Annotated in this window: 25 protein-coding genes; 13 read left to right on the forward strand and 12 right to left on the reverse strand. The window is 59.9% G+C overall.

Annotated features, from left to right (window positions below; all coding sequences use genetic code 11):
* The first annotated feature begins 317 nt into the window (after positions 1 to 317).
* From U1708_RS08110 to U1708_RS08120, 3 genes are all read left to right on the forward strand, one after another.
* The gene (locus U1708_RS08110; RefSeq protein ID WP_332744484.1) at positions 318 to 2207 is read left to right on the forward strand and encodes a tetratricopeptide repeat protein; all 1890 of its coding nucleotides are present in this window, start codon (positions 318 to 320) and stop codon (positions 2205 to 2207) included.
* Positions 2208 to 2591: 384 nt separating this feature from the next.
* Positions 2592 to 2819, forward strand: a complete 228-nt coding sequence (locus U1708_RS08115) for an RBBP9/YdeN family alpha/beta hydrolase (protein WP_332744486.1) — start codon at positions 2592 to 2594, stop codon at positions 2817 to 2819.
* Positions 2820 to 3197, forward strand: a complete 378-nt coding sequence (locus tag U1708_RS08120; RefSeq protein WP_332744488.1) for a hypothetical protein — start codon at positions 2820 to 2822, stop codon at positions 3195 to 3197.
* 19 nt (positions 3198 to 3216) lie between these two features.
* Here the strand turns inward: U1708_RS08120 and U1708_RS08125 are convergent, their stop codons facing one another.
* The 3 genes from U1708_RS08125 to U1708_RS08135 all read right to left on the reverse strand — a co-directional run bounded on the left by U1708_RS08125 (position 3217) and on the right by U1708_RS08135 (position 9732).
* Positions 3217 to 4962, reverse strand: coding sequence for a phospholipase D-like domain-containing protein (locus U1708_RS08125; protein ID WP_332744490.1), 1746 nt, complete (start codon positions 4960 to 4962; stop codon positions 3217 to 3219).
* A complete protein-coding gene (locus U1708_RS08130; RefSeq protein ID WP_332744492.1) occupies positions 4959 to 8552 on the reverse strand; it encodes a DEAD/DEAH box helicase in 3594 nt (1197 codons plus the stop codon). Before U1708_RS08130 ends, U1708_RS08125 begins: the two co-directional genes overlap by 4 nt.
* Positions 8553 to 8823: 271 nt before the next feature.
* Positions 8824 to 9732: an S-4TM family putative pore-forming effector gene (locus U1708_RS08135; RefSeq protein WP_332744494.1), complete on the reverse strand. Its 909-nt coding sequence runs from the start codon at positions 9730 to 9732 to the stop codon at positions 8824 to 8826.
* Positions 9733 to 10019: 287 nt separating this feature from the next.
* Between U1708_RS08135 and U1708_RS08140 the strand changes: the two genes are divergently transcribed.
* Positions 10020 to 10484, forward strand: coding sequence for a hypothetical protein (locus U1708_RS08140; protein WP_332744496.1), 465 nt, complete (start codon positions 10020 to 10022; stop codon positions 10482 to 10484).
* 78 nt (positions 10485 to 10562) lie between these two features.
* Here U1708_RS08140 and U1708_RS08145 read toward each other — a convergent pair whose 3' ends face one another.
* Together U1708_RS08145 and U1708_RS08150 are read right to left on the reverse strand one after the other, a co-directional pair.
* On the reverse strand, positions 10563 to 10949 hold the full coding sequence (locus U1708_RS08145; protein WP_332744498.1) for a GFA family protein: 387 nt from the start codon (positions 10947 to 10949) through the stop codon (positions 10563 to 10565).
* Positions 10950 to 11049: 100 nt separating this feature from the next.
* Complete coding sequence (locus tag U1708_RS08150) at positions 11050 to 11619, reverse strand: TetR/AcrR family transcriptional regulator (RefSeq protein ID WP_332744501.1); 570 nt, start codon at positions 11617 to 11619, stop codon at positions 11050 to 11052.
* 47 nt (positions 11620 to 11666) lie between these two features.
* On the opposite strand from U1708_RS08150, the gene U1708_RS08155 reads away from it, so the two are divergent.
* Positions 11667 to 12506: an oxidoreductase gene (locus tag U1708_RS08155; protein WP_332744503.1), complete on the forward strand. Its 840-nt coding sequence runs from the start codon at positions 11667 to 11669 to the stop codon at positions 12504 to 12506.
* A gap of 209 nt (positions 12507 to 12715) precedes the next feature.
* Here U1708_RS08155 and U1708_RS08160 read toward each other — a convergent pair whose 3' ends face one another.
* The 3 genes from U1708_RS08160 to U1708_RS08170 all read right to left on the reverse strand — a co-directional run bounded on the left by U1708_RS08160 (position 12716) and on the right by U1708_RS08170 (position 14807).
* Complete coding sequence (locus tag U1708_RS08160; protein ID WP_332744505.1) at positions 12716 to 13135, reverse strand: hypothetical protein; 420 nt, start codon at positions 13133 to 13135, stop codon at positions 12716 to 12718.
* Between the two features lie 693 nt (positions 13136 to 13828).
* The gene (locus U1708_RS08165) at positions 13829 to 14086 is read right to left on the reverse strand and encodes a hypothetical protein (protein ID WP_332744507.1); all 258 of its coding nucleotides are present in this window, start codon (positions 14084 to 14086) and stop codon (positions 13829 to 13831) included.
* 406 nt (positions 14087 to 14492) lie between these two features.
* Entirely contained in the window at positions 14493 to 14807 is a 315-nt protein-coding gene (locus U1708_RS08170; protein WP_332744512.1) for a DUF6966 domain-containing protein, read from the reverse strand.
* 264 nt (positions 14808 to 15071) lie between these two features.
* On the opposite strand from U1708_RS08170, the gene U1708_RS20720 reads away from it, so the two are divergent.
* On the forward strand, positions 15072 to 15374 hold the full coding sequence (locus U1708_RS20720) for a lysozyme inhibitor LprI family protein (RefSeq protein WP_443030011.1): 303 nt from the start codon (positions 15072 to 15074) through the stop codon (positions 15372 to 15374).
* A 144-nt stretch (positions 15375 to 15518) separates the two neighbouring features.
* Here U1708_RS20720 and U1708_RS08175 read toward each other — a convergent pair whose 3' ends face one another.
* The 3 genes from U1708_RS08175 to U1708_RS08185 form a co-directional block, all read right to left on the reverse strand.
* On the reverse strand, positions 15519 to 16040 hold the full coding sequence (locus U1708_RS08175) for a hypothetical protein (protein ID WP_332744514.1): 522 nt from the start codon (positions 16038 to 16040) through the stop codon (positions 15519 to 15521).
* Positions 16041 to 16085: 45 nt separating this feature from the next.
* The gene (locus tag U1708_RS20725) at positions 16086 to 16361 is read right to left on the reverse strand and encodes a hypothetical protein (protein ID WP_443030001.1); all 276 of its coding nucleotides are present in this window, start codon (positions 16359 to 16361) and stop codon (positions 16086 to 16088) included.
* 233 nt (positions 16362 to 16594) lie between these two features.
* Positions 16595 to 16831 (reverse strand): hypothetical protein, encoded by a 237-nt coding sequence (locus tag U1708_RS08185; RefSeq protein WP_332744516.1) that lies wholly within the window; start codon positions 16829 to 16831, stop codon positions 16595 to 16597.
* Between the two features lie 136 nt (positions 16832 to 16967).
* Here U1708_RS08185 and U1708_RS08190 point away from each other — a divergent pair, with 136 nt between their 5' ends.
* The 5 genes from U1708_RS08190 to U1708_RS08210 are packed head-to-tail and all read left to right on the forward strand — an operon-like array spanning position 16968 to position 21154.
* On the forward strand, positions 16968 to 17171 hold the full coding sequence (locus tag U1708_RS08190; protein ID WP_332744517.1) for a hypothetical protein: 204 nt from the start codon (positions 16968 to 16970) through the stop codon (positions 17169 to 17171).
* 3 nt (positions 17172 to 17174) lie between these two features.
* A complete protein-coding gene (locus U1708_RS08195; protein WP_332744518.1) occupies positions 17175 to 17651 on the forward strand; it encodes a LexA family protein in 477 nt (158 codons plus the stop codon).
* A complete protein-coding gene (locus U1708_RS08200) occupies positions 17648 to 17887 on the forward strand; it encodes a Y-family DNA polymerase (RefSeq protein WP_443030002.1) in 240 nt (79 codons plus the stop codon). The genes U1708_RS08195 and U1708_RS08200 overlap by 4 nt, the downstream gene beginning before the upstream one ends.
* Before the next feature lie 43 nt (positions 17888 to 17930).
* Entirely contained in the window at positions 17931 to 18956 is a 1026-nt protein-coding gene (locus U1708_RS08205) for a tyrosine-type recombinase/integrase (protein WP_332744519.1), read from the forward strand.
* Positions 18956 to 21154, forward strand: coding sequence for a tyrosine-type recombinase/integrase (locus U1708_RS08210; RefSeq protein ID WP_332744521.1), 2199 nt, complete (start codon positions 18956 to 18958; stop codon positions 21152 to 21154). The genes U1708_RS08205 and U1708_RS08210 overlap by 1 nt, the downstream gene beginning before the upstream one ends.
* Positions 21155 to 21204: 50 nt before the next feature.
* On the opposite strand, the gene U1708_RS08215 is transcribed toward U1708_RS08210, so the two are convergent.
* Complete coding sequence (locus U1708_RS08215) at positions 21205 to 21777, reverse strand: recombinase family protein (RefSeq protein ID WP_332744522.1); 573 nt, start codon at positions 21775 to 21777, stop codon at positions 21205 to 21207.
* Positions 21778 to 22106: 329 nt separating this feature from the next.
* Between U1708_RS08215 and U1708_RS08220 the strand changes: the two genes are divergently transcribed.
* Entirely contained in the window at positions 22107 to 23174 is a 1068-nt protein-coding gene (locus U1708_RS08220) for a TraB/GumN family protein (RefSeq protein ID WP_332744524.1), read from the forward strand.
* Between the two features lie 179 nt (positions 23175 to 23353).
* The gene (locus tag U1708_RS08225) at positions 23354 to 24784 is read left to right on the forward strand and encodes an IS1182 family transposase (protein WP_332744525.1); all 1431 of its coding nucleotides are present in this window, start codon (positions 23354 to 23356) and stop codon (positions 24782 to 24784) included.
* Positions 24785 to 24930: the final 146 nt, after the last annotated feature.

A 24930-nucleotide genomic window follows, 5' to 3' on the forward strand; every position in this document is an offset into this window, starting at 1 on the left:
CCTTGCCGCCCATGACCCACGATGTCTTGATTGAGCGGTGGTCCCGAGCACCGCCGTTGAGCCGTTCCAATGCCTTATCGGCTGGGCGGTCCCGGATCGGTCCGTTCTCGTTCCGTACATCGACCGCGCATGCCAATTTCCACGTTCCCTCCGTACTCGACATGACTGGAAAGCCGTCGGTTCGGATGACCGGCAGGTCCGGTACACCCGCGAAGGATGAACTATGGCGGCGTGTTCGCTGCAGCGCGGGTCTCCTTCGTCCGCTGCACCAAGCCATCGACGACCTCGTGCGAAGCGGCCCATCGACTTCACGGGCTATGACGGCCACGATGCCGCTAACAATTCCGCAATGTTTGCAGGCGAAAGACCGGGCGCCGCTACGGGAGGGTTGCGCATTGTTTCATCGACTTCGGAAGGTCGCGGCTGGTCTGGTAGTTGCTGTAGCAACGGGTGTCACGGCGTGGACTTCGGCTAAATCAGCTCTGCCGCAGCCGCCAGTTCCCGGACCTGAGGCCATCTTGTCGTATCTCGTTAGTGGGCGTGATCCGCTTGCCGTCGCGACGGCGATCCTATCCGCGGTCAGCGCCGGCTGGTCGTTCTGGGAGATGTTCCAGCCTCAACCTGCGTCGATCGACGAGCTGAAGGAAGAGACCAGCATTCTGCAAGGTCAGCTCGAAGGCGTACTCGTCGCAGGCGACCGTCACGCAGTATCCTCAGCCGAAGCACTGGAATCCGTCGCGATTATGGTCCGTCGCCTGGTGGAGCAAGGGGCGAGGGCGGAACAAGCCGAACTCGCCGGCAGGACAACGGGTGAGCTGATGGCTTCGGACGATCATGACGATCGTCGGATTGGTCAGAACGTCCTGACCAGCTCCCCGCAAGAGGCTGCCGAGCAGTTGCTCCGCAGAGCGGAACTTGAACGAACGAGGCAGAACGAACGATTTCGACAAGCCGCCCGGCTTTTGGCACCTCTGCAGCCATCACGAGCCATCGCCGCCTACGAGCAAGCGGTTGGCGTCGACGCTTCGGACTCCGCGTCCTGGATGGAGATGGGGCGTCTTCAATCTCAAGCCGGACTGCGTGTCGCCGCTGCCGCAAACTTGGCAAGGGCAGCGGAAACGGAAGCCGATTCAAGAGAGAAGTCGTGCATAGACTCGGAGATCGCCGCCCTCCTCATCAGCGACTGGAAATTCGACGAAGCGAGCCAGCGCTTGGTCAACGCCATCCGGGCGAACGACGAACTGATTGAGGTCGAGGGACGGACCTACCTTCTTCTCCACGATAGATCGGTGTTCCTGATGCGATTCGGCGATCTTGCCCTGGCCCGGGGAGAAGCGGCGGATGCTGAGCGTTTCTTTCAATCTTCCGTCGACCTTCGTAAACAGCTGCTCTCTGCATTTCCCGATGACGACGATGATCGTCGCGAGTTGGCGATGGCGAAGGCGAAGCTAGGCCGCGTCGCCTTTATGAGAGGCGATTTAATTCGCGCAGCGGACGTCTACTCCGGAGCGCTGATGACCTTCCGAGAGCTTATTGAACGAACACCGACCAACGAACTGCGCCGCAATGTTGCGATCAGCCTGAAGTTCCTCGGCAAAGCCGAATGGGGGAAAGGCAATAGATCCGAGGCCATTACCTACGCGATAGAATCTACCGCCATATTCGGCACCTTGGTGCAGGTCGATGGCGGGGCGGGTGGCTGGGCCAGCGATTTCGCCGAGAGCGTGCACGATCTCGCGAAGATGACCGTTGCGACAAGGGATTTTGCGGGCGGAGCGCAACATCTGCGCCGGGCGGTCTCAGTACTTGAGCCGATAGCCGCGGCGATGCCGCACGAACGAGGCATATATTCGGATCTGACGGCGGCGATCGGTTTTCTGGGGAACATTGAAATTGCTTCTGGCGATGTCGACGCAGGATCGGCGAACATCATCAAGGCGTTCAAGATGCGTGTTGAGGTTTACGACGCCGACCGTAGTTCCCTGGAAGCCCTGAGCAGCCTTGCGACCGGGCGCGCCGACCTTGCCATCATGGAGCTTCAGAAGGATCCTCACCGTGCGTACACGCAGATATCGGAAGCGATCTCGATATTCGAGGAGCTGGCCGAACAAGCTGCGGACAGGCCGGGTCTAACTCTGGGCCTTCCATCGGCCTTGAAAACGAAGGCTCGGATCGAAGAGCACTGGCCTCAAGTCATGGCTAACTGAGGACGATACTCAATCCCTTTTGCCATGGCGGTGGCGTGGTCGGCTGGAACGACGTCCGCTAAACAGGCAACGTCACCATGGAACTCCAGCGTCGCCACTATACCGCCGATCAGATCGCCAAGTTGTAGGAGCGGCAACGTGCTGCGGGTCTGGCAAGCCGCGATCGACGCGCGAAAGCCGGACGCGTGACGCTGGCCGGCACATGATTGGGGATGCTCTTGGGCGAGCCGCATGGACGACGATCGGGCACGTATTCCGTGCAAACCGGCGCAACGCCATTGCCTATGGTTACAATAGGAATATCTTCGCACCCATCACGTCCGGCATCGAGTCGTCGGCCCGGCAAGTGTCTCGCAACCCTGATGTCCTCGTGGGAGCGCACCTATGACCGTGTGCTATCCAGCTTCGATCGATTCCCAACACTCGGTGATCGTCAGGGTAAAGGGCGATGCTACCAGCGCCTCGTTAATGCTAACTCTCGAATTGGATCTGGCGGAATTCCAGGCCGGTCGCTGGGCATCCCAACTCGATGCGGTCTTCGCGTGCCGCCGCGAACCTGCCGTCATCATTGCGCAAGGGGTCGCATGCCTCGCTGTCGCGTGGTGGGCGTGATTGTCGCCGCGAAGCTATCTCCGCTCGGTCAAGGGTGCACTGTTCCTGTCTCCGCTTACCGTCGGCTTCGGCCAGGAGGCGATTGCGGCTGCGGCGCGGCAAGGACTCTCGACCCATCTGCCCTTCCCGACGGTGATCGCTAGTGCATCCTATCCGTTCATCGACAGGCTGCTGGCCGTCGCCGACGCCTGGGGTAGTCAGATCATCGAGATCGGGGCGGAACCAGCGGCCTATCCCACCAATCGACAGGCGGTGCATACCGAAGACACCGCGCGGCTCCTCGTCCTTCTCCCGTTGCTCCAAGGGGCTGCATCGGATGGTCCACTGACGTCGGTCCATGTCCCCCCTGCCGATGCTCGTTTCGATAAGGCGCGTTAGCGTAGCGCCGACCCTGAGTTCACGCCCGTTGTCGCGCAGCCAGCTTGCCTATGAATTTTTCCCTGAAGCTGCGGGCGACGCCAACGGCCTTGATGACGATACCGACCTCGGCATAGGGGTCGGTCGGATCTGCGGACAGAAGGTTCTGACTAGTAATGAGCAGATCGTCGTCGTCCCATGCCAGAAACTTGCCGTGCATCCTCGGCTCTCCGACGGGAATGATCGATACGCCCGCAGAGGCGTATTCCTCGATGAGGCGCTCCGCCGCTTCATGGGATACGCCTTCAGACAATTCGTCGTAGTATAGATGCGCGGCGACGAGTCCGTCACGTACCGCCGCAGCCGCTGGCGACAAGGCCAAGGCCCGAGCACTTCTACCGAGTTTGTGGCTACCTAGATCGATCTGCTGCCGAGCGGCGTCGCGCGCCGCGAGCACGTACTCCGCATGCTGGGGTCCCAAAACAACTTTCAGTTCTCCGCGCTTCGCCAAGCTGGGCACTGTACGGCGTCGGATGTTGACTGCGGTTCCGGCGAGCCTTGCCGCAACGCCGCCGTTCAGCCCTGTCACCCGGTGCGCCATCTGCGACAGGGTTTCCATGACGTCGCTCACCAGCAACGGATCCGTCAGCCGGACCGACGCCTCCATCGACGTGAACCCCGATGACAGCCAGTTGCACGAACCGACCGCAGCGGCCCAGCCGCCGCGCCCGTGATCGGCCACGATCATCTTCGCATGGGATCCCGTCGAAAACGCGTGGGCGCGTATGAATTGATCCAAGCCGGCCGTCTTCACATCGGCATTGATGCGTTCGCATGCGGCCCTCGTCGTGTTCTCCTGCTCCGGTCTGTCGCCCTTGCCCCAAAGAATGTCCGACTTGACCCCTTTGTCGCGAGCCGCGACCATCATCTCCTTCACGATCGACTGATAGTCGCCGGTGCCGACAAATGTCGAATGCACGACCACAGACGATCGCGCCGCCCTTATCATCCCGACGAGGAGTTCACGGTGCGCCGGACCGCCGACGACGAGATCGTCGTTCGAAAAAGTCGCCCGCCTGTTGGGCATCGCAATGGAAGCTCGGGGGACAGGAGGTAGACGGACTTTCTCATCACCGGTCCGAGGAAGCGACGCCGCCGCCGCAATGACGGCATCCCTCAACTGCCTTGAACTTCCCGTAGGAAGGCCTTTGACCTTCTGGCCGTTCACACTGAGCAGCGCGAAACCACTACCCTGCCGGGCGGTGTTGGGCACGAGGCCTCGAAACTCCTCATCCTCCTGCAGCATGGACGCAACGACATCCGCCTGCCGTGGTTCGGGTAACCTTGCCGCCGGCTGGATGACACGTACGTCGCGGTTGTCCAGGGACGCGAAGCGTGCGGCCCAAATGAAGTCCAGTTCCCGGTAGCGAAGAATAGATCCCCCTACTTGCTCCACCGCGTAGCGCACCGACCTCTTCGTCAGTCGGGTCACGACAGGGAGATCGTCTTGATCGACGACTGCCCTGCCCCCGGCCGTTGCCGCGAAAACGCTGCTGCGCCCCTCGGCTCGCAGTTCGATCCAACCCGCCCGCATTAGGTTTATGAACGCTTCGACCACCATGCGTTCCGGCAGTTGCGCCGATAAGGCCAGGTCCTCGGCAGTGCGTGGCAATCGGCAGACCGCGTCGAGAAGCAAATGCTCGACGACGCTCCAACGGCGGCCCTTGGCGACATGGACGGTTACGGTACCGACGAGCACGGGCAGCGCGAATTCTATCATCCTCATCGACCGGTCCCCGCGAAACCAGAAGACGGAACGACCCGGACACCTTCCGACACGGTGCCATCTGCGGGAGCGAGAGCTTCGACGAACCGGCGCACGAAGCCGAGGTCGGTCGTTTCCACCGCGCTCGTATCGCTCGCCGCGGCTTTGAGGAAATCGATGCTGCCTGCAATGATCAGCCGCCATTTCGCCCGGCTCAAAAGAACGTTCATCCGGCGGGGGTCTCCGAGAAAGCCCAGCGCGGTTCTCCCCGTGCGACCGTTGTTGCGTACGGTCGAGATGAAAATGACGTCGGCCTCGTTACCTTGAAACGAGTCGACGGTGCCGACCCAGTCGGGCAGCTTTCGGCTGAACCCTTCTAGAGTTTTCTGCACCTCCTCGTCGGACGACACGAGGTCTTTGAGAAGTTTGACCTGGCGACTGTACGGCGAGAGGATCGCAAGACTCGGGCGTGTTCCCGGAGTCGGCACGAGTTCTCGCAGTGCGCGCATGATCAATTGCCCTTCCGAGGGATTACTCCATGCCGGTCTCTTCTCGGGAATCGATGCACCCTTGGTCGACTGGACGTAGGGCGTGTCGATGAAGACCAACGGCTGGTCCGGCAGAATGTCCGAATTGCGCGACGAGACCGGCGGGGTCCCGGCGAACCTCGCTCTGGTCGATTGCGAGGTGACGATCTTCGATTCGTAGAAGACGTCGGAGATCACTTTGCCGAGGACTGGATGCATGCGGTGCTGTTCGAGGAGTTGGCGCCCGATGGGGCTACCCTCCGCATTTTGCGGCCGCTTGATGACGTGGGGCACTACCAAGGTTTCGAACAGGGATAGCATACCGACAGCTTCCGCGCACAGGCGCTCGTCCACCCTTTCCTTCAGGGTCTCCAACGCATCTTCCATGTCAAGCTTACGGAACACTGGTACGATGACGGACCATCCGGCCTCCAAGGCGGCCTTGACCATCTTCGGGTCGCCGAGGATCGCGCTCAGCCTATCGGCATCGAATGCCGGCAGCTGTTGGTGATCACCTATGAGCAGGCGCCGGTGAGATAGCATCATCGGCGCAAGGAGTTCGACGCCGGTGGCCTTTCCCGCTTCCTCGATGATCGACCAGTCGAAATGGCCACGCTGCTCCAGTAGCCGCGCGAGGTCGGATGAGTTCGTCGTCGCAAAGACGAGGTTTGCCGACCGGAGGAGAAGACTTTCAAACGAGCGATCCATGCGATCCATGCCGGACTCGTCCGCTCCAGCCGCCACGCCTCCAGTTTCCATCTCCGACACCTCGTCCCTGTCGATCTTGACTCGGCCCTGCCGATAGCGCTCGGCAAGCCGCACCGCCTTTCTCCGCAACGATGGACGAGCTGCCTTGACGAGGTCGCTGGCGGACAGCGAACCGGATATCCTCGATGCCTGTATTTCCCGATCCCAGTCGGTTCTGGCTTCGGCTTCGACGGCTCTGCAACGTAGCGGCAGAATCCGGCCACTACCGCCGCCGACGGTGTCCGCAATGCTCTTCGACACCTCTTCGAGAAGATGATCCACGGCGGAATGACTCTGGGCCGAGAGCAGTATTCGATCCATCGGCGCAGCGGCTAATCTGCGACTGACTAGTCCCTGCACCAGTCGGGTCTTTCCGACCCCCGGCGGTCCCTGGACGAGGTAGAGCGGCAAGTCGCTCCAAGCGCCTTCAAGAGCGCCGAACTTGGAGGCGTCCAGTTCGTCCCGGAGTTCCTCGATGGCTCCCAGATCATCGCGGGACGGACGTCGTCCCTCGGTGGGATCGGCGATCATGTCGAGCAGCTCACCATGCTCCCCAAGCGACTTCAGAATAGACAGGCGACGTTCGGTCTGAGCATCGTCGCCACCACCGCCCAATCTGAGAAACAGATCGGCATCAAGCTGCAGGCCTGATCTGCCGGAGGGAGCCTGGAAAAGATAACGGGTTTCAGCCTCCTTCTGCTCAACTTGGACGAAGTTCCAGGAAGTTGCTTGTCCTCGCACTTTCCCCATCGTGGCTTCCGAAACGAGTTGCCATTCACCATCGATGCGAATCGCCTCTTCACCGACGGCTCGTAGGAACCGTGCCGCCGGTCGTCCGATCCCAAGTGCATCGGACAGCGCTCCCAATATCCGGTCATCCCGACCTTCGACCCTCAAATGGACCATCGATCCGTCGTCCTCCAACGATGTTCTTCGCACCGGCCAGATCTGTGTGGCACGCCACAGCATGTCGATGGCTTGGACCAAGATCGCCGCTGCATACGGCCCACCCTTCTCGACGGCCATGGCTAGAGGATCTCTGATCGGTGATCGGATCACCGCGTCCCATTTCGTGGTCTTCCCCTGAAGTCTCGGTATCCTGCGCCGCGCGTCGCCGACGTCGGTGACCTCGACCTCCCACCCTTCGAGCGATCCCGTCCCTTCCACGAGGGCGGCTGGCGGCAATTCACCGAGAAGCGTCCGGCATTCCGCGACGGACCATGTCGCCTCGCCTCCCCGACTCGCCGCCATGGCGGTCACGGGCAGGACGAACCGCGCGCAACTGAGCTGATATTGATCCAAACCGCCTTTAGAGCTGATCTTTACGAGCGTCGGACGTTCGAGCAGGGCTTCGCGAACCAGACGCTTCTGCCCTTCGTAGTCCGTGAGCGAGATCGTCATCCCACTGATCCGGCGCAGCGCCTTGGACAAATCTCCCATCTCATCCAGACGAAGTGCCAACACGAGCTTCGGATCCGTGCCCTGTCGTTGCTGATCCAGCGTGGGTGTGATCAGGTCGAGCTGTTCGGCGACGACGTCGGCGTCCAATCTGCTCAGCGGATCCGCCGCTATCAAGGTTCGGAGCAGATCCTTCTCGGGTCCGGTCAGGAAGTCGATGTTTGCAGAGGGATCCGTCCGGTACCTTTCGCCGGGCTTAGACGACGACGGTATCTGGAGAACCTGCGCAAGCAGATGCCCGAGTGCCCGCCAGTCCTCGTAGAAGGAATGGACCGCGCCCTCGCTTCTGCTTCGCCGGGGCGACGCGGAGGAGATCAGTCGCATCGACCATTCGAAGCCCGTCAGCAGGAAGTCCGCTTCGCCTTCGCCGCCGGTCATGACTGCTGATGCGTCGATGTTTCGGTGCAGGAGCCCCTGACCGTGGAGGATGCCGATCGCGCACGAGAGACGGCGGACCTCTGCCCACAGGCGAATGCGACTGCCGAGCGAGCGCGGAGCTGCAAGCCAGCCGCGTCCGCGCCCGGTACCGATGCGCTCAGCGAGCGGTACGCGGTCGCCGCAATCGAGGATCAGGGTGAAGGCGAACTCGTCTTCGAACGAGTCGCGAATGGTCGCCAGAAAGGCGGACGCCCGGGGCAGTCCCTTCAGCCGGTTCAGCTGCCGCACCTCGTCGTGCCATATCTCCCGCAAAACGGCATCTTCGACGTTCTTCTTGCGAGGCCACTGCTTGACGACCACGGGAGTGTCATTTGTTCCGTAAACGGCGCCCCCAACCGCTGGACGAGCGGTTTTGACATCCGAACTCTGCCACCAATTCTCATCTAGGTTGTAGTCGTCGAGCGGTCCGTTCCGCCCTCGTCGGGTGCGCATCTTTGCCATGCACGATGCATCGGCGAGACCATTTGAACAATCAAGGCGCGGTGACGACTATTTGGACAAAAGCCTCGTAGAACGGAATAATCGAAAATGAACCTGTCGACCACACGCTCGCAACCAATCGTTCTCGTAAGGCAGATCTAGAAACTCTCATGGGTCGCAGCCCATGCACGCAACGCTTCGTTCCTTTTTGCCGATCTGCGCGGCGCGAACGTTTCCCTATTGGGCGGCAGAGACCGTCGCGACCGTCCGTTGTTCCGCCGGCATGCTATCGTCATATCAACGAAACCGTCACGCCGATCTGTCGCAAGTGGTCGGCGGCTCCGACCTTCATAGTTCGCTCCATTGTCGGACGTAGCACGCGGTAGATTACGGGGAGCGGCAAAGCGCTCAGCGCGCGCCGAAGATATATGGCGTCTTGGAATTCCCTCGACCTTGCCGCGCTCTCCGCGTCAGGGCAGCCCTCCGATGATGCGACCTTCCAAAAGCGATCGGCGGCTGCCTTCACGTGTTCTAGCGCATCGGCTGCATCTCTCTGCCGGACACGTTCACGCAGTGCCCAAAATATGACCGGTGACGAGGGTGCAGCGAGAAAGACGACGAACTCCGCGATCGATAGGTCGTTCACCATTCCGAGGATGCAGGCGGTCACGGCGACGAACGCCGCGATGGCTGCCAGCACTTCCCCCGCTCGACGGCGCAGGCCGGCGTTGTACCAGAGGTTTTCCCGTTGGCAGATGATCCTTGCAAGCGGCAATGGGGCGTTCGCGATCTCGATCGGCTTGTACCACCCGCGCAGCTTTTCTTCATCACCTTTGAAAGCGGCGCATTTTGTTTCGATGAGTTCGGGATCTGGCTTCGAGCCGACTACGAACTCGTTCCAAGGTAATTCCAGAACGTGGCAGTCGAATATCTCGGAGATGCGGGCCGCAAGTTTGATGGCTGTCTTCTGCATCGGATCCAGGAACCAGACGTCGAGCAATGTGGCGACGAGCGCGATTGCGGCAACCCATGGCCGTATCTCCGGTAGAGCCAAACCAACCGCGGCGCCGAGCGCGGGAAGAGCTACGACGACGGCGATCTGAAGTTGTTGCCAGACTTCGGCATTCGCGTACGCCGCGCGTCGTCCCCGCATCAACCGAATCATCTCCGGCGAATTTTGCTTTGTGATTATCCCGTTCATCGAATGAAAGTAGACCACCGGGGGTGATGGCGCATACCCCTCTTGGATTCTACCGTGTCGTTCGCTACTAGTACACGAGTCGCTGACAATCAGCCGAGATATGCAGATCTCAAAGCTGCGACGGGCCAGAACACCAAGGTTAATGTCAAATTTCTTTGAGAAGCACGGCGACGAGTACGGCTATCGCGCTCTGCGCCACCGTCATCTTCTAGCTCTGAACAACCAGATGGGGTGGTTGTCGCTCTCCCGGACGGCATCGCATCCTTCAAGGGAATCGCTCAAGCTTAATGAAGCTCACGGCGAATATCACGAGCGAAACCATGATAGGCGTAGATCTGGCGGAGGGGGTTTCAGACTCACACGGCATCGATGACCGGACGACCAAGTTATCGCAACAAGCTTTCCTGCCAAGCTTGTTTAAGTTCATGGTCAGTCGGCTCTTGCTTTGGTCACGATGGAGGGTTGTTGCATCGCTTATTGCTGTTGCCGAGAGTTGCAGCGCTCGTCACTGGCATCGAAGGATGATTGGGCAAAATCCTGAGGTGAAGCTGGTTGCGCCGCGCTATGTGAAGCCGTTCGTGATGCGACATACGAACGATGCTGCCGATGCGAAGGCCGCGCGGCCCGAACTGCGTTTGGTCAAGCCCAAGCCTGAGGGTCCTCGCATTGTCAAACGGGGTCAGCCGGATCGTGAGGGCCTTCCGCGACTAACTGCTTCCGCTGTCAAATTTCCAACATCGAACGGTGCTTGAGGTGGCCGGAGCTTTCTCGGAAAGCAACTACGACCGAGACGGTCAGGGCTTTCCCACTGGGATCGCATTTCGGGAAAGTTATTCCCGCACTTTCGAGAAGTGCGGGACATCTCCAGGCATCGTGATCCAGCGGTGCATCGTCTGTTCCCACACAGATCGCAGGGGTGGTTGAAACTCGGGATTGGCGATGGCTCCTACAACGACGCCTATCATGGCCGGGTGCTTGCAGGCGCGGGCATCAACGGTCGAACCGCATGTCGAGCAGAAGATTATCTCGAACGTATTCCCGTCATCGGTCGGGCGCTGGTAGCAACTAGCGTCACCCACGAAGGTCAGTCCATCGGTGTGGTAGTCGGCCATCAACCCGAAGGGTGACCCGGTACGGCGCTGGCGAGTGATGCAATGGTATGCGACGCTGGCGGACGTAAGGCTGGGACCTCGACGGTCGACTGGCCGCACTGGCATTCTGCCCTCATGAACGGCTCCCTTAGCAGGTGGGCATACCTCACTCGATTTTGCCGGGTTAAACACTGAATCTTGGGCGCCGACATCTGTCCGGTGACGATCACAGTAGGGCGCCCGCGATGTCGAGCGCCGCGACACCGAGCGCTTCGTCGGCAAGCTCACCCGCCGACCAGAAGGACAGGACGCCGCGGAAGGCGAGCGCCAGGTGCCGCGCAAGATCGCTCGCAACCGCCTCCGTATTCCCGTCACCAAGGTCGAGCGCGAGCGCCCACAATGCCTGCGACCGCGCCAGGGCGTCACCTCGAGCCGGTCCGCCCGTGCCCATCCAGCCCATCACGGCGCGGTTCACCGCCGGTTCTTCCAGCATCACCGTGACGGCGGTCTCAACCGCCAAGGCAACGCGCGCTGCGATGTCGGTGGGGTGCGGCAAGGCGGCGAAGCGCTCGGTCATCGTGTCGATGCGGCGTCCGGACAGGGCGTGCATGATCGCCGCCTTGCTGCCGAACTGGTTGAACGGCGTCGCAAAGCTGACCCCGGCCTTGGTCGCCAGGTCGCGCATCGAGAACTCGGCTTTACCATCGTTCAGCAGCCGCTCCGCTGCATCGAGCACGCGCTGGCGGACGGGTTCGCCGCGCGCCGGCTGAGAACGATCGGGCTTGTCACGCGTCATCAGAGATCTATATCATGATATAGACAATAATCTAGTGGAGTCGTCACGTGCCCAGCAGCAAAACCTTCCTCATCACCGGCGTCAGTTCCGGCCTCGGCCGCGCCTTTGCGCTGGGCGCGCTCGATGGCGGACATCGTGTGATCGGCACAGTGCGGCGGCAGGACGATGCCGACGCCTTCGCGGCGCTCTCTCCGGATCGTGCCCACCCACTCGTCCTCGACGTCACCGACTACGGCGCGATCCCCGCTGCAGTTGCTGACATGGAAGCGCGCGTCGGCCCGATCGACGTCCTCGTCAACAACGCCGGCTACGGCCACGAAGGCGTAATGGAGGAGGCGTCGATCGATGACTTCCAGCGTCAATTCGCCGCCAACGTGTTCGGACCAGTTGCGATGATCAAGGCCGTGCTGCCGGGAATGCGCGAGCGTCGTCGCGGCCACATCGTCAACGTGACCTCGATGGGCGGATTCATCACCATGCCCGGCATCACGTCCTATTGCGGGAGCAAGTTTGCGCTGGAGGGAATCTCGGAAGCGCTGGGCCAGGAAGTAGCCGCTTTCGGTATCCGCGTCACCGCGCTTGCGCCTGGCCAGTTCCGCACCGACTGGGCCGGCCGCTCGATGGATCGCACGCCGCGTAGCATCGCCGACTATAACGCGGTGATGAATCCAATCCGTGCCGCGCGGCAGGCCAAGAGCGGCAATCAGCCGGGCGATCCCGCCAAGGCGGCGCAGGCGCTCCTCACGATCGTAGCCTCAGACACGCCTCCGACGCGCCTGTTCCTGGGCGAGGACGCGCTAGGCTTGGTCGACAAGAAGCTCGCCGCCATGAAGGTCGAGCGTGACGAATGGGACGCGCTCTCCCGCTCCACCAGCTTCACCACCTAATATCAGGCACTAAGTTCCAAACCGATGGCCTAAACCGACGATCGGCCGACACCGACCTTCTACCGCCACTGCCCAGCCAGTGCCGACATTCCCGATTGAGGATGGTAATTTGAGAATTGCCGTGCGTGATGGTCGGTGGCGAGTGGGTACGCGCGCCTCGTGCGCAATCTACTTCGATTGGTTCGTCACTCGCGTGAGCGGCACCGACGTCAACGACCGTAGGCAGAAATCAAGTGACCGGGTTGATTCTTGTCGACCAGCACGGTCATTGCCTTGCCCCGGTCCATTGTGAAGAACTCGTCCGAGCTCTTGGGGACGGTCACCACGCCGGTCGTGTCGATACCGCTCACCGGATCCTTGTACTCGACAGTTACCGATGCTTCGGCGGCGATATTACCCGGTCGATTGCCGCGCAACGGCGTAAGCAGTTCGAGCTCCGCATCGCAGCTTTCCCCGGCCACCATCGGACCATAGCCATCCGGCTCGTCGGCGATAAAGGTACAGCTGCGGACGATTCGTGAGATGCTGGCCTCCACGGGCCAATAGTGGCGGTTGTCGCGCTTGGCGAACTCGTGCGCGCCCCAGGCAACGCCCATGATCAGCAGAGCTGCTGCGGCCAGTCTCAACATCCCTCGCCCTCCCGTTACCGGCGAACGCTAAGGCAGGGAGACTTAAAACTTCGCTAGCCGATGCAGATCAATACGCCCGCCAGATGGCGAACTCCACGGCTTCGACCATCGCGGCCTTGGCCTTGCCGGTAGGGAAGCCGGCAAACGTTAGATCGGGCACTGTCCGTAATGCCGGGCACGGGGCCATCGTTTCCTCCACGCCGCAAACGCACGGCGCTTTCGGCGAAGGGAGGCTCTGCCCGCATGACCGAATTGTACCGATCCGGCTTTCCCGATCGGGATCGAATTTCGGGAATAAGGCTGTTTTGGTGTCATCGGCCCGGTAGCCGTTATCCGGCAGTGCAAAGCTACCGGACCGATCAACCTATCCCCGTAGAACTTCCGTCACGATCTTTTGGCGATCCGCGGGCGCGTTGTGCGGATCACCGGTGCCGAATGGCGGCTTTAGATCATATTCCATCGTCATTTTAACGGAAGCGGCCAACTCATCGCCCGCCATGTGGCCGCATAGCGCGAGACCGAGGTAGATCCCCGCCGTGACACCGGCCGATGTCCAATATTTGTGGGCTTTGGTAACTCTCTCGATCGATGATCAGGAATGGCTGAAATCAGGAATAGCTGGTCGGTGCTATCACTCACTGGCACCCTTCTAATCTCGCTGCTCGCAAAAGCCTGATGTGGCTCTTGAGAAGATTACTCGTGTAGCTCAGCCTCAGCGTTTACCGCGTCGGAGAATGATAAAGATCTCCACCCATCACCAGAGAATACGGTGAAGGTTCCATTCGGGTTTCTGTGTCCCCAGCCTTTTGACTTAAGCTCGTCACCGAGCTGCATTTCGCGCCGAGCTGACGTCCTGTCCCATCCTGTAACCGCCTTAATATCCTTGGGAGTAAAGGTGACTGATACCTCTTCCCTCTCGTTTTCCTTCGCGTTTTCCGCAAGCTCACGCATCCGCTTCGCGGTATCCTGAATCCCCATAAAGCACCTTATAGCGTTGCAACAGGTGCCATAATAAGCTGCCTTATAGCGACGTCAATACCGACATGACGCCTTTGAAAAGCTGGGATCGCCTAGTCCCCAAGTGCCGGTAAACGGCACCGCCTGACTCCCCGACGTTATCTCGCTCCCATTCATACCCAACCAAGGGTGCGGACAGGCTCTCCGGCACCGATATGGCCGCACATGCCTCTTCCCGATCCATATCCATCATTTATCCGGCTTTTCCGCCCTGCTAATGACGGTCAATAATCGCTGACGGTAGGGTCGCCAAGGTCAGCTTCCCACAAAGGAACGGCTGCCGGGAAGGGATCGGCGTTCTCGGTATCGATCGAATTTCGGGAATGGCCGGGTTGGGTGGTTAGTTACCGTCATCGCGCGCTCTGTCTCGCGCCAGTGCATTCACCTGTTTCCAAGCATCTGTTCGAAGCGCGTTAAACCTCTCATTGTCTTCTGCCGGGGCAATTCCACCGGATTGCAGAACCACGTCGTTCAGTGATCCCATTCCACCGTAGAGACGCAAAAGTCGATCGACGCCGTGATAATCGGATTGTGCGATACTCGATCTACACCGCTCAACCTTCTCGGCCCATCCGTTGTCACCGTGCAGCTTTAGCAATGTCACCATTGCTTCGAGTGTTCCAGCGAGCCGAGCAACATCAGGATGCAGTGCCATTTTACTAGCGTAGCGGGTCTCTCGGAATGACTGCAAGTCGGCGTTTTTGCTCGGGCCGGCTTCCTCGCGAGGGATGCTTAATCGGGAATAGACATACGTTCAGTCGAGCGCGATACGGAACGTAGATTCACTGCATCTTGCTGTTTGAGGACGAAAATGCGGACGTATGCAATGATCGTGGTAATCGCAGCTGCCGGAGCTGTGATGCCGGCTTATGCGGCTTCTGATCCTGCCCATCGATACTCTCGCGAGTTCCGTTCTTGCATGTCCGCAGCGACTGCTGCGGGAAATACCGATCATGATAACACCGCATGCAATTACGCCGAAATTCAGCGTCAGGATGATCGGCTAAACCAAGCATATAAGATGATTATGTTACGGTTAAATCCCGCGAAGAAATCGGTTTTGCGAGAATCTGAACGCAAGTGGATCGTTTCCAAGAAAGAGGGATGCCGTCGAGATCGAGGCGATGACGTGGGAGGGACGTTAGACGAGGTTATCATTAGTGATTGCGTCTTACGGCAAACTATCGAGCGAATAATCTACCTTGAGAACTATCATCCGTAACTGCCTGATGCAGTCAGATCCTGTTGTAGGCAGTGACGCACTGGCGGTCAGAATGAAGTCGTCACGCCTTGAGGAATTCCGCGGTTTCCCTTCCCGTTGACGATGCATTTCGGGAATGTCCGGGTTGAAGAGGATAGTGGACAGTCAGCTATTGCCAAAATCTAGTTCGATGAGCTTGGTTATAAGATCGTCGTCGAGATGCATTACTGCTTCCGCGACCCTATGATGGCCTTTCGCAACGGATAATGCAGATACGGCTGAGAGAAGCGTGGGTTGGTCCCAGTCTTCGTGACGATGTAGCGCAACGCACTCCGTCAGGCGCGAAACGGCATCGTTATAGGCAGTCGCCAAATCAACCGGAACTGGAGGCCCTTTTCCGCCATGGCGTGCAATCTCGATCGCGGCGGGTAGCTGGAAGAAGCTGGGATCTATTGCGCTTTTCGCGTCGCACGCGATCTCGACGATGTGCGGGAGGGCAGCGTAGGATGCTTCATACACGTCGCCCTGGTGGCATAGGCTCGACCAGAGCGTGAACCAAGGATCGCTGTCGTATCTGATGTTTGGACCGGTCGCGTCTGCGAGTTGGCGCAATAGTTCCGGGGTGTCGGCAGCGCTGCCGTAGGCATGCGACAGCTTCTCCCAACGAGGATCATGGAGTTCGATCATAGCCGAGCCTAAGCGAGGTGTCCCATGTCTGCAAATGGACGTTCTTTACCGGCCCGGCTTTCTCGCGAGGGAACGTAGAGCGGGAATTCGACCCATGCGATAGGTCTGACAACGACACGCGGGCTTCGTTTTCCCAAAATCTGTTCCCAATTCAATTTTCCCGAAAACGCCAATTTCGACGGAAAAACGGGAAAGGCGCTGATCGGTGATGCGCCAGTTTCGACGGTCGATCGGGACCTGCCATTGCAGGCCGCCGCCTTGAACAAAGCCGGATGCGAAAAGCTGTTCATCGACAAGGCGAGCGGCGCAAATCCGCTTCACGGAACTATGCCTTCCACGATGTCAAAGAATGTCAGGCGTCCGCCTGACGCACGAGTGCTTCGTCCAGCTGGCGTCGGCGACGGCGTTTAGGCAGTCGGCTAGAACCACCCATTGCCGGTACCTTTCAGATTGTCCTGGCGGCGTGTTCTGCGTGCCGGACGCCGCGACTCGGCAGGCGCCCATCTGCCCGTGATCAACTATCAGCGCGAACGCCTAGTCCCACGCGACCTGCGTCACACCGACAACCAGTCGGACTCCGCGTCGTCCACCGCAGCGAACATGTCACCCTCGCCCTGCATGGCGCTGAGATGCTTCCGAACGGCTTCCGGATCCCCGGTCCGGGGAAAGCGGCGGTCGGCAACGGCTCCGACCGCGAGCTGACCTACGAGATCGCTTCGGTCGTTCTGGGTCACAAGCCACCGGCCGAACGCTGGCCTCGGCTCCTTCTGGTAGCGATCGTGATCAGACATCTGGCATTCTTCTAATCGTTGACCCGGCTAATCGCATTAGAACAATGTTCCTGCAATGTTCTTGCGAATCATTCGGTATCATGCCTAGCTTGAGGCCCCGCCCCTCGCGGCGACTCGACAGTGATGGAACAAGAAAATGCAGCATGATCTGCAGCTGAGAGCGGCTGCCCGCGTGATATACTACAACGTCTATCCGCCCGCGGATCCCGCCCCGTTCAGCTTTGACGAGGCCGAACGGTTCGGGACCGTGGAGTACCGGCAAGCCGTCGGCGCTGCTCAGGACGCACGGTCCGTCCTGGCTGCGCAGCACGACCAGCTCCTCTTCGCCGCGATCCTATAGGTCATGCCCTCAACCAACCCGGGCCGCCCGGTCGTTGTCCCGCTGCACCGTCGCGACGACGCGCTGCGACTTCACGACGTCCCGTTCGAGCTGGTGCCGTGTGAGGTGCCTTTCTTCCTGGTCCACACGCCGGCAGGGTTCCCGTCGCCTGCGCAGGACGACATGCAGGAGCCGATCGACTTGAGCGCGTGGCTGATCGAGCATCCAGCCGCCAGCTATGTCATGCGCGTCGAGGGGCGGTCGATGGCGGGAGCCGGGATTATCGACGGAGATCTGCTCGTCGTGAACCGGGCTAAGGCGCCGCGAACGGGTGCCATCGTCGTCGCACTGGTGCATGGCGAACGGACCCTGAAGCGTCTGCGATATGTCGACGGCCGCCACTGGCTTGTCCCCAAGGCCGAAGGGTTCGCGGACATTCTGGTCGATGAGCATGTCGAGATTTGGGGCACGGTCGTCGGCGTGGCGCGCAAGATGACATGAGCACGCCGATCGCCCTGATCGACTGCAACAACTACTACGTCTCCTGCGAGCGCGCCTTCGACGCCAGCCTGGTCGGGGTCCCGGTCATCGTCTTGTCGAACAACGACGGGTGCGCAATCGCCCGATCGGCGGAAGCCAAGGCGCTTGGTATAAAGATGGGGGATCCGATCCATCACCTACGCGACAAGGTGAAGCAGCATGGCATCCAGGTGCGGTCGTCGAACTATGCGCTCTAGTAAGTTAGGTGGAATGCTCGTCTTCCGGTAGAAGGACGGCAGGATGGAGCGCGCGTCTATGCGTCGAGCAACGTCATTGCAGGTCGCCCTCGATCGGTATCCGCTGGTCGACGAATGGTTGCAGCTACTTGGCAACCTAGGCCGTTCGCCAGCCACGCTTGATGCGTACGGTCGTGGGGTCATTCACTACCTGGCGTACTGCACGTCATCGAGTGTCGCCGCCGAGGCGGCGACACTCGAAGACGTTTCGCTCTACGTCCGCGATTTGCTTCCGGATGGTTCTGCGGCTGTCGCAAACTCGACCCTTCATCAGCGGCTAACCGCGATCAGACTTTGGTACGATCACCTGATATTTCAGGGACTGTGTTCGAAAAACCCGGTTCCTCGCGGGCAAACTTCCACGTTCCGGCGCATTCCAGACCATGCCGGTTTTTCAAGGGGACTGGTGGCACGCCTTATAAAACTGCCGCATGTGCCTACTGAGGACGAGTGGCTCTCGATACTCAGAGCCGCAGCGAGCGACACAGTTCGAAATCGACTCATGCTCGCGTTTGCTTACTACGGGGCCCTACGGCGTTGCGAGCTTGTCGCTCTGCGCATCGGTGACCTCGACTTCGCTCATCGGTTGATAACATTGAGAGCCGAAACGACGAAGGGGAAACGCAGCCGAGTCGTCTGCTACAGCCCGGTAATCACATCTGTTTTGGCACGGCATTTACAGGATAGTCGATCCGTTACCGTGGACGCAGGGCCACTTTTCCGATCCGTGTCCGACCGCAATCATGGGCAGCCACTGACCAAATGGTCATGGAGCAAGACCGTGGAGCGCTGGGCCACGGCAGCGGGCGTTTCGGATTTCAGTACTCACAGCCTACGACATTTGCGCCTCACCCATCTCGCCCGATCGGGCTGGAAACTCCACGAACTCTCGACCTATGCAGGGCATCGTGACCCTAAAACCACGGTTGCCTATTTGCACCTGTCCGGGAGCGACCTGTCAGCACGTATGGCCGGATCCGTAGCGCATATCGACACGCGGATCGGTTCTCAACTATTCGGGGGTGAATAATGGATGCCACGATAGCACTGGGAACCACCGGCTATACGCCGTTCGATCGGACGCGGTATGATATGGTTGGTAATCTTAGTACAGCCGAGTTGGCGGCGATCAAAGGCAAGTCAGCACGATCGGATATTCTTGGCCTTTTAGAAAATGCAACGCGACTCGTCGAGCCTTTACTAGCTGTCGCCGAGCGTGGCGGTATATCAACGGTCAAGACTAAGATAACTATCGCTCGCGTGCTTATGATCGTTCACCAAACTGGCAAGCCATACTGGAATTGGGAGAAGCCAATTTGGCTGGCGTTACTGAATGGGCGGGGTCAGGCGCGCCCATATATGGGAGCGTTGGCGTATCACCTCGGCGGTTTTCGAGATTTCCGCGAGATCGAGAAATTTCGTCATTCCAGCGTTTATGCGGCAACGATTTTTGGTCGCGCTATCGTCGATGAGGAACATACAAGGCTCGCCTTGACGCTGAGAGAGCTGGGATATTCAGGGCGTCATCTCGAACTGTTTCTCACCAGCGTTCTCGGCAGTCTTATGCTTGAGAACGGCGATCCACGCCTAGAGACATTCACCACCGATCTGCTGCAACGTGGGCAAGATAGCCGCAACTATGCTGTCGCCAGGGCGGTCGGCAAGGTGTCGGCGGGACTGGCCGCGTTAGGCATTATCAAGCAGCCACTTCGCATGCGGAGTTATGTCGGGTGGAAAGACAAGAGCACCGACGGCGTGGCGCCCGAGTGGGCGGCATGGTGCCTGCGGTGGCGTGACACCGCCACGCTCCGTCCGTCGACCCGCGAGACGAATTATGGGTTTGTCCTTCGGATTGGCCTCTGGCTGACGCGGGAGCAACCGCAAGTTACATCGCCCGAGGACTGGGATACGTCCATTTGTGCTGCCTTCGTTGCAGCGTTGGATCGTTCGACGGTCGGGGAATGGCTGCTGGAATCGGCGCCCACCCGAATAACAAAAACGCACGGAAAACCGATCGCTGCCAACTCAAAGCGGACGTTTCTGCACGCGATGAGACGATTTTTCATTGATATAGAACTATGGGGGTGGGCGAAGCTGCGGTTCAGCCCACGCTACCATCTGGCGACCCCCGTCGCTGTGAGTTTTAACTCCGGCGTCAATCCCCGCGTCATCGACGACGCAGCTTGGCTCAAGCTGATATGGGCAAGCCTGAACATCCAGCGCGATGATCTTCTCTCGGAAATCCACTATCCCTTGGCGCTTATTCAGGCGATGGCGGTGATCTGGACGCACTGCGGGCTTAGGCAAAATGAGATTGCGCGTCTGACCCTGGGTTGCGCTAAATTGCAGGCCGAGGAGATTATCTCGGACGACGGGAGTACGGTCAAAGCAGGGACGCTTTGCTATCTCGACGTTCCGCCCAGCAAAACCTTCAAGGCGTACGTCAAGCCCGTCGCTGCCATCGTCAAAGACCGTATCGACGCCTGGATCGCCGAGCGTCCATCCGAGCAAGCTCCGATTACCGATGAACGTACCGGTGAATCGGTTCGTTTTCTGTTTCAGTATCGAGGGCGTCGGGTGGGTACGGCGATGTTGAACAACACCATCATCCCGATCCTGTGCGCAAAAGCTGGCGTCCCAATGACCGACAGTCGTGGGCCGATCACGAGCCATCGCGGACGCGCGTCCGCCGTCACTGCTCTGGCGAGCGTTCCAAAAGGAATGTCGCTCATCGAGCTGATGCAGTGGTCTGGCCATAGCTCGCCGACGTCGACCATGCATTACATCCGCATCCGGCCGACCCGCTTGGCAGCGTCATTCGCCCAAGCGGACCACATGGCTCACATGGTGTCCCTGATCGTTGACCACGACGTGATAGCGCGGAAAGGCAACGAACCTTACGCTTTCTATGACCTTGGCGACTCCTACTGCACAAATCCGTTTTGGAGCGGCTGTCCGCACCGCATGGCCTGCGCCGGCTGCGACTTCAATCTACCAAAAGCGAGCGCACGCGCGCACGCCTTGGAAAGCAAAGCGTCTATCCGGCGTTATCTGGAGGAGGTTCCTTTGAGCGCTGATGAACGATCTATTGTGGAAGGGGATGCAGTCAAAATCGAAGGATTTATCAATAAACTAAGCCACATCGCGACACCGGACGGACGAACGCCAGCCGAGATCATCAACGGCGCAAGCGATCAGGTCGTGAAAGCGGATTGTGAAAGATTGTAAGACGCGAAAACCATTAGAAATCAGAGATAAATGGCACGTCCCTGTCAGCGCTATTTGTCACTCGGCGCGCTCCTGCCGCTAGCGGGGAAATGGCGATAGAAGGTCGAAACCGACACGCCGACTGCTTCTGCTACGTCCTGCGGCCGATCGCCGGCAGCCAGCAGTTTGACAGCCATGTCTCTCTTTCGGGGCGTCATGACGGACTTACGCCCTCCGCCCCCGCCGGCCTTTCGTCGCGCGGCCAACCCCGCCATCGTGCGTTCGCGGATCAACTCGCGCTCCATCTCCGCGATCGACCCGAGAATATGGAATACCAGACGGCCCGTATGTGTCGCGGTATCGATCCCGTCCGTGAGCGAGCGCAACGCGATCCCGCGCGCTGACAGTTCAGCCGCCAGATCTACCAGCCCTTTCATCGACCGCCCGAGACGATCGATTTTCCAGATCACCAGCGTATCACCCTTCCGGGCTTTACCCAGCGCTTCGGTCAGACCTGGTCGTACGATGCTCGCGCCACTGGCCTTGTCGGTCGAGATGTGTTCGCAGCCGGCCGCGTTAAGCGCATCTATCTGCAACGCGAGATCCTGATCGGGGGTGGACACCCGCGCATAGCCAATGAGCATTCCGCTCCCTTCTCATAACTCCGTCAAAAATACGTATCGTGAGAAAGTGGTTTTGGGAACGGTTTTTGGGAAAATGGGAAACGGGGGTTTCCCGGCGTTGCCCGTAACCGCCTATTTGGGGGCGGTCATTCCTACGAGACGTTCCTTTTCAGGAAAGCTTGGGATAAACAAAGGCGCTCAAAGCCGTAGGCGTTCGCGCTGCTGGCATGCTCCAAAGCAAAATATTGGTTCACCTTTCTGTCCGGCGCACACGGACAGCGCCCGGTCAGTATCGCCGGTCGACTAACGTGGTGCTTGTTCACTTGCCGACAGTCGGGCACGCTTCCGACATGTTGCTTTCTCTCGTTCTCGCGGCCTTAACCTTGCAGGTACCGCAAAATCGAAGCCCGCACGACGTTCTTGCGGGCAACGTTCCGACGCAGACTCCTGAACAGCGGCAGCAGGTCGCACGACGCAGTGCGGCTACCCAAGCTTGCCATTGGCGCTTCATGGGTCAGGATTACTGGCCGCAGCCAGCGATCTGGGAGATCACAGATGCCGACACTAGGATGTTCCTGTTCGGCACTATTCATGTCCTCCCCTACGACCTCGCTTGGCGGACGCCACAGCTCGATCGCATCGTAAAGGAGGCGCAATCTCTGATAGTTGAAGGGGACAGTAGACCCGCCAAGCAGGTTGGTCAGCCTGTTAGCCTACCCCCGGTAGCAAACCGCCTTAACGGCGACGCCCGCGCCTTGTGGCTTGGAATGCTCGCGATGCTGCCCGAAGAACGCAATGTTTTCTTCGATGCTCTGCCTACTTGGGCGGTCGCACAGGCGATCGATACGGAGGCGCGCCGGTGGCGCGACCCGCCGCTGGTTCCAGGTGTGGACTTTCAGCTAATCGCCGAGTTCAAGCAAGCCGGCAAACAGGTCGAGCCGATCGAGAGCGGTGCGGCTGTCGACGCGAACCTGACTGCGGTGCCAGAGACAGAGCAGCGACAAATCCTGACTTCACAGTTGCACGACATCGTTCGCACGCGCACCGTCTCCGAACGCATGGCGTTATTTCACCGCTGGGCACGCGGTGAACGTTTAGCCGAAAACGGTCATTCGCGGCCGACTAAGGCTGGAGAACTGGCCCATCGACTGCTGAACGATCGCAACTCAGCCTGGGCCGATACACTCGTGCGGCGTATGGGAGAACCGGGAACAGTGCTAGTCGCAGTAGGCGCTGGCCATTTCGAGGGAGAACGGTCGCTGCTTGTGCAGCTCGCCGAGCGCGGCCTTCACGCCAGGCGTGTGTCATCGAACGGGCAACCCAGGCCGCGAGCTGATTGGATTCCGGTACCCGCCAATTGGGACGCGTGCAGCGATTACTTCATGGGGAAGACGCCGGTCCCGAATAGCAGCGATTGACTCTGGCCCTTGGGCTGATAGCCATAATTAGGCCGATAAGAACCGCCGCTAAAGGCAATTCCTAAGAAGCTGTCGGTGGGCGATGCTCTCAAGCACGAACATTCTCGAAATAGCATCCAGACCGTGCGAAAACTCGCTGGGTGATTCCACAAGGTTGCTGACGGGCGTATGCTGTAATCATGGCATATATCGAGGGTCATGCGCGCGACCAGGCGCTGCTGCTGCCGGCATCGGTAGAGGATTATGTGGCAGCGGATAGTCCGGTTCGGTTCATCGACGCGTTCGTCGATGACCTCGATCTGGGCGAGGCCGGTTTTCATCGGTCGCGGCCGAAGGCGACGGGGCGGCCAGGCTATGACCCGGGCGACATGCTCAAGCTGTACCTGTACGGCTATCTCAACCGGGTGCGGTCGAGCCGACGGCTGGAAGCCGAGGCGGCACGCAACCTCGAGCTGATCTGGCTGCTGCGTGGGCTTCGGCCAGACTACAAGACCATCGCTGACTTTCGCCGCGACAACCTGAGCGCCTTCAAGGCAGTGTTCCGCGCCTTCGTCGTCCTATGCCGCAAGCTCGACCTGTTCGGGCGCGAGCTGCTGGCGGTGGACGGCACGCGGCTGAAGGCGGTGAACAACCCGGCACGCAACTTCTCCCGTGACAAGCTGGCCAGGTATATTGCCGCGGCCGACGAGCGGCTTGAGGGGTATATTGCCGAGATGGACGCCATCGACCGCGGCGAGGATGGCCATGCGCCTGGCCGCAGCGGGGCACTGGCCGCGAAGATCGCCAGGGTGCGCGAGCGGCGTCAGGCCCAGGAGGCGATGCTGCACGAGCTGAACGCCAGCGGCGAGAGCCAGATATCGCTAACCGACCCCGATGCGCGCGCGATGGTCACGGGTCGAAAGACCACGGTCGGCTACAACGCGCAGGTAGCGGTGGATGCGAAACACAAGCTGATCGTCGAGCAGCACGTTACCAACGCCGGCACCGACATGGGTCTGCTGGCACCCACTGCTGGGGCGGCGAAAGACGCGCTAGACGTCGAGCAGATCGATGTGGTCGCCGACATGGGCTATTACAAAGGCGAGGACATCGAAGCATGCGAGGCGAATGGTATCACACCCTTCGTCGCCCGGCCGAGACGGGGCAGCGCCATCGCCAATGGCCGTTTCTCTAAGGATCTCTTTCGTTACGATGCCGAGGCGGACGCGTACCACTGCCCGGGTGGCCGGACCCTCGACATCAGCTATCGCGCGGTGACGCGCGGCCACGCCAACATCCAATATTCCAACCCCGCCGCCTGTTCGGACTGCGCAATCAAGTTGAACTGTACCAGCAGTCGCTGGCGGCGCATCAACCGTTGGGAAAACGAGGCGGTGCTGGACCGCATGGCGGCGCGCTTGGTTGCGCGCCCTGATATTCTTGCCGTTCGCCGCGAGACGGTCGAACACCCGTTCGGCTCGATCAAGCAATGGATGAACCAGGGCGCATTCCTGATGCGCGGGCTGGAGAAGGTTCGCGCCGAGTTCAGCCTGACCGCGCTCGCCTACAATCTAAGAAGAGCCATTACCCTCATCGGCGTGCCGGGGTTGATCAGGGCCGTACAGGCCTGATCAAGCTCGCCAAATCTGCTGCGCAGCGCTCAATGGCTTCCCCTTGAAGCCACCACAGCGCCACCAGAGCGCCACCACGGCAGTAACTCAAAAATATTTGCGCCCAGCTCCACCGTTTAACAAAAGACGTCCGTGCTCATGTGACG

The organism is Sphingomonas arabinosi, assembly GCF_036663715.1.
Classification (GTDB): domain Bacteria; phylum Pseudomonadota; class Alphaproteobacteria; order Sphingomonadales; family Sphingomonadaceae; genus Sphingomonas.